Origin of the sequence: Candidatus Brocadia sapporoensis (genome assembly GCF_001753675.2) — a bacterium.
GTDB lineage: Bacteria > Planctomycetota > Brocadiia > Brocadiales > Brocadiaceae > Brocadia > Brocadia sapporoensis.
Genome location: NZ_MJUW02000020.1, coordinates 1 through 7,869, shown reverse-complemented (window position 1 = coordinate 7,869; position 7,869 = coordinate 1). Strand labels below are relative to the sequence as shown.

At 44.3% G+C, this 7,869-nt stretch carries 7 protein-coding genes; 1 reads left to right on the top strand and 6 read right to left on the bottom strand.

From position 1 onward, the window contains the following. Nucleotides 1-565: 565 nt before the first annotated feature. From BIY37_RS01465 to BIY37_RS01450, 4 genes are all read right to left on the bottom strand, one after another. A complete protein-coding gene (locus tag BIY37_RS01465) occupies nucleotides 566-1,288 on the bottom strand; it encodes a DUF4197 domain-containing protein (RefSeq protein ID WP_070066073.1) in 723 nt (240 codons plus the stop codon). Nucleotides 1,289-1,576: 288 nt separating this feature from the next. Then, nucleotides 1,577-1,726 carry a hypothetical protein gene (locus BIY37_RS13320; RefSeq protein WP_179129214.1) on the bottom strand — a complete coding sequence of 50 codons (150 nt, stop codon included), beginning with the start codon at nucleotides 1,724-1,726 and terminating at the stop codon, nucleotides 1,577-1,579. Between the two features lie 81 nt (nucleotides 1,727-1,807). Continuing rightward, nucleotides 1,808-2,230 carry a glycine zipper family protein gene (locus BIY37_RS01455; RefSeq protein ID WP_070066071.1) on the bottom strand — a complete coding sequence of 141 codons (423 nt, stop codon included), beginning with the start codon at nucleotides 2,228-2,230 and terminating at the stop codon, nucleotides 1,808-1,810. A gap of 209 nt (nucleotides 2,231-2,439) precedes the next feature. Next, a complete protein-coding gene (locus tag BIY37_RS01450) occupies nucleotides 2,440-3,681 on the bottom strand; it encodes an aspartate kinase (RefSeq protein ID WP_070066070.1) in 1,242 nt (413 codons plus the stop codon). 412 nt (nucleotides 3,682-4,093) lie between these two features. On the opposite strand from BIY37_RS01450, the gene bfr reads away from it, so the two are divergent. Then, a complete protein-coding gene (bfr, locus tag BIY37_RS01445) occupies nucleotides 4,094-4,576 on the top strand; it encodes a bacterioferritin (RefSeq protein WP_070066069.1) in 483 nt (160 codons plus the stop codon). A gap of 410 nt (nucleotides 4,577-4,986) precedes the next feature. Here the strand turns inward: bfr and BIY37_RS01440 are convergent, their stop codons facing one another. Both BIY37_RS01440 and pgl read right to left on the bottom strand, forming a co-directional pair. Further along, nucleotides 4,987-7,011 carry a glycoside hydrolase family 15 protein gene (locus BIY37_RS01440; RefSeq protein ID WP_070066068.1) on the bottom strand — a complete coding sequence of 675 codons (2,025 nt, stop codon included), beginning with the start codon at nucleotides 7,009-7,011 and terminating at the stop codon, nucleotides 4,987-4,989. A 51-nt stretch (nucleotides 7,012-7,062) separates the two neighbouring features. Beyond that, nucleotides 7,063-7,869 (bottom strand): 6-phosphogluconolactonase (gene pgl / locus BIY37_RS01435; RefSeq protein ID WP_315850099.1); only part of this gene is annotated, 807 nt, incomplete at its 5' end.

The following is a 7,869-nucleotide window of genomic DNA, read 5'->3' as shown; positions in this document are numbered from 1 at the left end:
TCTCTCTCTATAATCATGTCATCCCTTCGGGATTTTCCCGTCTGCCCGTTTTCCCTATCGGCTCCTAACTATTCTGAGAAAATATTCTCTCTCACCATCCGTTTCGCTGAATAGTTACTTAAATTTATTGTATCGGGATTCTCATTTTATTTAAGTGCGTTATAGGGTGGCACTGACAAACGTTATTTGTCAGTGTGATTTATTTCAAATCCGCGTGTCTATTCAAACAATATGGGCAAACAGGGCGTAGTGCCGTGCATAATGAGCTTGCCGAATCATCATGACGAAATTGATGGCACCCTGTAACCGAAGATATAACGTGTAAGGAAAAACAGACGGAAGGGAAGATATCACCTGTCATAGGAGGAAAACGATGGGCTTAAAGGATTTTGCCGCAGATTTGGCAAAGATCTTTTGGGAAGATTTTGAATGAAAAATAGGGGAGGAGGGTCCTTTATCACAAATCATTTCATCAATGCATGTCGGGAATTAAACAATAATGGCCATAGTAAATAATGGCAATCGCAAAAGCGCCTCATAAAGAAGTTTTGCCGGATGATGAAAATCAACTCTTTCCAAATACCTCCTTCAGGAGGTCTGTGATTCGTGCAGCAGGATTTTTTCTGATCTTCTTTTCTTCCTGCCCGATCGTATAAAAAAGCCCGTCAAGGGACTTTGTTGTCACATAATCATCAAGGTCAACGGACGTTGCGGTCATAAAAGGAATCGATGTGAATCTCCCCATCATATCCTTATAAAAACTGGTAACGCCCACCTCATCCATAGACTCAGAAATCGTCGGCCTAAATGAGTCGTAAAGCTTGTCATAGGTTTTCTCTTTGAAAAAATCAGTTGCTGCCGTATTTCCACCATCTAAAATTTTCATAGCATCCTTGAAAGTCATCTGTTTTATCGCATCAATAAAATACCCCCTGGCAACCGGCGCCGCTTTCTCCGCTGCCCGGTTCATACTCAGGACAAAGTCATCAACCTGCTTCTGGAATCCAAATTTCCTTAAAGTATCTGAAACCTTCTGTATCTTTTCAGGCATTAGAATCTTGACTGCCTTATTGGAAAAATAACCGTCAAGCGCAGATAGAGAAGTTACGGTCTTATCCGTTGCAATGGACAGGGCCTCTTTGAGCCCCGATATAACCGTGCTTTCATCAAGACCTGCAACCGAATTAGCATCATCTCCTTTTTTAAAAAGGTTACTGAGAAACCCCCCGTAGACGGTACTTGTCGTTAATACCACGACCAGTATCAGTGCACCGTATCTCTTTTCCATAATTGTTCTCCTCGATGTAAATTTGTTACAGCCCGATGTCGCGGGAAAATTCCTGTATGAAAATAAACAAAAGGTATCAATTCCGTGTTTTGAGAAATAACCTCAGATGAGATCATCTCTGCGACTATCTGCATGCTCAAGAGGCGCACACTTTGTGAATTATAAACATGATACAGACATACCATGATCTACCGGGGTGGCACAGATAAGCGGCGCTTGTCTCTGTTTTTGTCGTATTGCAAAAAACTCTGCACTTACAATAATCAGACTTGAGCGTCTATCCCTATTTTAAAATGGATGTTTCACAAACAACGTTGTGCTGGTTCCACACGGACAAACGGAGGTTGCACGTGCCACCCTGTTTGTCAATTCAGAATATTCGCCAATGGTGAATTCTTTGAGTATAGAAACAACCCATACATTACCTCTTCCATGCATGATATCCTCATTAGCACAGAAGTCTTTCAAAAATCTAAATTGTTGCGGAAACTCTGATGGACGCAAAAAAAGGGCGTATCCTCATTTCCATCCGATAACGTCGTATCCCTTCTCGTGCAGACATTTTTCAATATATTGTTTAAGCAAAGGATCGGGATCCCTGGCCTTAAATAAGCCATATATCAAACCACCGGCGGCGCCTCCGGCAGCTCCTGAGGCAGCACCCCACCCAACATTTCCGCCAATTGCCCCTACCGCAGCTCCTGACGCCGCACCCACTGCTGCGCCCATAGCGGTCTGTTCGGCAATCTTCTTCTCCGTGCTGTACTTACCAATATTCGTCTTTGCAAGCTGAATACAATCATCAATATCTTTATCAGCCGCTTCAACCCCGATCTTAGTAAGATGGTCATTGGGAGAAAGAATGGGTCTCTTTGTAGCACACGAATTTATTACGAAAAGCACGGATAGAAAGGTGATGACTGAATATCGTTGTTTTTTCATATTTCTATAACAGGAAACTTTAATCTTTTGAGTTATCTCCAGAAAGTGAGGAGAATACGGGGATGTATAACATACTGAAGCACTCATTTGTCCCACAGGCAGAGCTGCTGTCCGCGGTTGACACCATCATCACATGCGGGGACGCTTGTTCTGCCAATAAAGGGGGACTATGAAGCGCTGCTAAAGGCAGCCTAATTAAAAAGAATATTTTAAACTTTTACAACTTCTTCCTTTTCCACTTTGTCCAGGCCGAAGGCGGTATGGACTGCCCGTAAGGCGCGATCTGCGTGCGCTTCATCGATGACACACGAAATCTTGATTTCCGAGGTGCTGATCATCTGGATATTGATCTTTTCAAATGCCAGTGTGCTAAACAACTTTTCTGCCACACCACAATGACTCCTCATGCCGATTCCAACGACAGAAAGCTTTGCTATCTTGCTGTCATGCAAGACCTCTCTGGCTCCGAGATCTTTCTTAATCTTTTCTGCAACGTTTAACGCCTCTCTCAGATCGCTTCTTGGCACCGTAAACGTTACGTCGGCACGTCCCTCAATACTGGCGTTTTGTATAATCATGTCTACATTAATATTTTTTCTGGCAATCTCATGAAAAATCTTCGCCGCCTGACCCGGAACGTCAGGCACCGCCCGGATCGTAATCTTTGCATCATCCTTGCTGACTGCAACGCCACTTACGACAATATCTTCCATTTTTTCCGTCTCCTTACAAATCAACGTTCCTTCTCTGGTATTGAAACTCGAACGGACATACAGCGGAACACCATATTTCTTTGCAAATTCAATAGAACGGGAATGCATCACCTGCGCGCCCAGGCTCGCCAACTCCAGGATCTCGTCGTACGATACCCTATCGAGTTTTCGCGCGTGAGGAACTTTTCTTGGGTCGGCCGTATAAATTCCATCCACATCGGTAAAAATATCACACCGGTCTGCCTTCATAATTGCAGCCAGGGCTACCGCCGTGGTGTCTGAACCGCCCCGGCCAAGGGTAGTTATATTTTCATTTGCATCAATCCCCTGAAATCCAGCAACGATCACAATCGTGCCATGGTTTAATTCCTTTCTGATACGTTGTGCATTGATGTTTTGGATGCGCGCCTTGGTATGATAGCTGTCAGTGACGATCCCAACCTGGCCACCGGTAAAAGAGACTGCGGGATAGCCTAAGGCATGGATGGCCATGGCCACAAGGGCAATGGAAATCTGCTCACCCGTAGACATAAGCATGTCCATTTCGCGCGTCGATGGGCTATCGGTTATTTCACGGGCAAGATCAATTAGTTCATCAGTCGTTTGACCCCTTGCAGAGACCACGACAATGACCTGATTCCCTGCTTTGTATGCCTCAACAATCCATTTTACAGCGGCCTTAATGCGCTCTGCATTAGCAACCGAAGTGCCTCCAAATTTCTGCACAATAAGTCCCATATTCTATCCTTCTAAGAGGTATGCTATATCAAAATGAACTCATGAAATTGTGATACTATATGGCATGTATCGGCTCTTTATTCACAAAAAAACGTAATCGCCAAATTTCAATTAGATTATTACATAATGTAATTAAAGTCAATTTTTTTTCTCCTAGACAAAAATAAAATCTACTTTGCAATTAGCAGATGCTGAATTATAATGTGTTTTTTATTATAATGTAAGAAATATGTCAATTTTATATATTCCAAAGGTGATGCAACAGCGTATAAATAAACGACGCCAGATTCCTTTCTGCACAGCGAAGTCAGGAAGGTGAATGCTCCGAGCCTTTGTGAGTGGGGGTCAAGATAAGAGACTTTTCTTATCTATGCCAGTAAGATAATAATTTTTTACCATAAGGAGGCTTTTAATGAAGGGAAGCGCAAAAGTCATTGAAGTGCTTAATGAAGCACTTACGGCAGAAATTACCGCTATTAATCAATATTTTATCCATGCCAAGATGTGTGAAAACTGGGGTTATCTCCTTCTCTATGAGGATGGTGAAAAGAGGGCGGTGGAAGAGATGAAACATGCGGAAATCCTGATTGAACGTATTTTGTTTTTAGAAGGCATCCCTATTATCACCAAACTTGATAAGATCAATGTGGGAAGTACGGTAAAAGAACAAGCCGAGAATGACTATGGGCTCGAAAAGATTGCCATTCAAAGGCTCCAAAAGGCTATCAACCTGTGCATTGAAGAAGCCGACGGCGGTTCACGCGAGTTGCTTGAACACATCCTCCTTGATGAAGAAAAGCACGCCGATGACCTGGAAACATATCTCCAGCAAATCAAGGACATGGGAATTCAGAATTTCCTGGTCACTCAGGTGCACAAAAAGGAAAAATCGTAAAGCCACGAATTGTGAAGAATTCCTTATTCCATTAAAAGAACAGAGGCAGATAAAAATTTTAAACAGATGGCACCAGCACTCAACGGCACGATCAAAGTGGTCGAGTACGGTTTGCCTGATCAAGTCTAACCCTAACCCGGGGTGGTGAGACGGGTGTTGCATCAGGACTGGTTCAATCTTGCAGGTTGAACCAGTGCATGCCATCATGCCAAAGACTCACACCAAAGTCCCGGCATACTCCACAACGCAGGAAACCGTTACACGGCTTGAAACTATCCCACTCTGGCCGAGTCTGAGAACAGAAAACCTGCAGCATGAAATTTATGAATCAACCCTGCCAGGGTTTTGAATTCTAATAGAGGTGGTTTATTTATAGTCATGTTAAAATGTTGAGCTTCTTTGGGAAGACACTAGGCACTGCATGGCTTTTGGACATGACGATGCATATAAAACGCTGAATTGCCGCATCCGGGGCACAAAATGAGCTTCTCTCGTTTTTCCATATACTTCATCAAGGTCGTAACGAAAGCTGCATGGCTCCAGGTAAGAGGTGATACGGACAGCGGTGCGCCGGTGTAAGGATCAACCTGTTCCGCAAGGACACCTGATAGCAAGGATTTATCCACTACCCATTCCAGAATGGGCAAGGTATTATTTAATTCCGCCAAATTTTTCGCATGCATAATTTCGTACTCCGCCAGCCACAGGGTGCAAATGAACCACGGATTTCCAGGCACACGTTCTATATCACGACTCACCTGATGATAATAATCGTTGGTATATCTGGCAATTCCCCCCACCGGGGTCTTTATACGGAGTCTTTCCTTTACAGCATCCATCGTTGACCCGATCATCGGTACTTCCGGACTAAAGACGCCAAAGGCGGTTAAACCAAAAAGGCTTGCATCAACCGTCATATCGAGTTCATACCCTTTTTCCGTCCTTTTTCCCATCCTTGCAAACCGACCTTCTCCCTTATGGTAAAAATGCGCTACCAGGGCGTCCTTCATTTTATCAGCGGTGTCATGATATTTATCGCTATGTTTGTATTCCCCGAATGCACGGGCGAATTCACCTGCAGCCCGTAAACCTGCAATAACCGCCGATACGGTAAAGGTATGCACCCCATAACGTTCTTCCCATAAATCGTACGAATTGAGCGGCAAGCCGGTCTCTTCATCTCTAAATTTGACCATAAACTCAGCCGCATTGACGATCAGGTTGCGGTATAAAGGTTTTACAAATTCAATATCTCTGAATTCATCGTAATGATTCCACAGCGCCCAAATGACGAGCGCTATTCCGTCTTCCTGGATGGGAAGGCTCTTTTTATCATCCTTGAGCCAGGGGTGCCATGAGCTGGCAAAGGAGCGATCAGGGTTATATTTGTGGAGCAGATAACCGTCTTTAGAAATAACGTCTGCACAAAATTGAAAAAAACGTTTCGTTGCATCCATGTATCCCGATTTAATAAGGGCGTTCGCAACCAGGGCGCCGTCCCGTGGCCACATATAAGAATAGGTATCTCTCCCGAACTGGACAATATCAAAATCATTTGCCGCAATGATGGCGCCATTGTTATCAATCTGTGTCCGGATGATCAGCAGACTCCTCTTAAAAAAAGAAACAAGATGCCGGGGGAGATCGTAAAAGTTAAACATTTCCTTATTGACCCACAGTTTCCAGTAGTTTTCGGTGCGCCGGATCAGCTCTTCCGGTGTTTTCTCCCAGATATCCTTATTGAGCTTTACGACTTCACTGTACCTCGTTCCCGCTGCAATCCAATAATGCGCAACATTTTCACCATAAGCCTGTATCTGGAGATTAATGCCAAGAGCTGAATCGACCGAACCCTGAGTAATAGGATTACCGCTTAAGACGCCATCTTCGGCATCCCTCCATGTCCCTTCAGCGCCATGGACCTCCTTAATTCCGGTTGCAAAATGGTCTATCCCGCATTTGTTGGGGTCACAACAATTTATCAGGAAATACCGCTGGGATTTGTAATGAATAATTGCCCGCGTATCCGGGTCATAATACGCCGTATCCCCAACTTCATTTTCACATATATGAAAATCATGGTTGAAAAACAATCGTACCTCACGGTCCCTTCCTTCCAGATTCCTGACCACGATTTCCTTCACGAAGATGTTTAAGTGGAAGTCCACCGTGTCGTATATCTGTAGTTCAATTTTTAACCGGTCATTCCTGGCCTTTACATCCGTTACCAGGGTATCCTCTTTATATCGTAAGGTTGTTTGCCATTCATCTCCCAGCCAACTGAATTGCCCTTCAACCCATATACCCATCCGGCAGGGATGACCTATGGTGTGATTTTCCTTCCCTACGTAAGGATAATAGATATCCCGGATCTGATATTTACGATCAAAAGTAACCAACATCGAGCCGTTTCCAACGGGTATATCTCTGGGCATATGTTTTCTTCCTTTAATTAACGATAAGTACCTGGTGTTTGTCCTGTGTAGCTAATCTCCGATTTGAGTAAGTTTACCGGCAGCCGTGTGGTCTGCAATAAACAAAAGCCTTCCGTTTACTGGCTGTATGAATTGTGTTGGTAGTCTCCGTGGCTGGTAATCACCTTCAAGAACTTCTCTTAGCACCGGGGCTTTTAATTCCCCCGAGATCAAAAACATAACCTCCGCTGCCTGGTTAATTACGGGCACCGTTAAGGTGATGCGGTATGTCTCAAGCTTCCCGACGTAATTGGGAATGACTAAACGACTCGTTGTGTCAAGTGCAGAGGAAAATGGGAAAAGCGAAGCAGTATGCCCGTCATCTCCCATGCCAAGCAGAATCAGGTCGAAACGGGGAATCTCTCCTTCGTTCAGATGAAAAAATGCCTTCAGGGTGTGTTCATATTCCATTGCCGCTTGAGTATGATCTTCATGTTCCGCTGGTATCCGGTAAACATGCTCTTTCGGAATCGGCACCCTGCAAATGAGTGATTCATAGGCCATACGATAATTGCTATCCGGATGGTCCGGCAGAACACAGCGTTCGTCTCCCCAGAACAGATAAACATCCGGCCACGACACCTGCTCCCGGTATAAATCGCTGGCCAGCATTGTGTAAAGTCCCCTGGGAGTTGAGCCGCCAGATAATACGACGGTAAAAAATCCTTTTGCCTGTATTGCCTTATCAGCCCGGGAAACAAATTCTTGTGCTGCCCTGTGGTTTAATTCATCGGGATTTGCGACAATCAGAATTTCACGATAGATCAGCATTGTCCGGTTAGGAAATTGCGTAATACAGGTATCAAGAAAAACGAGAAA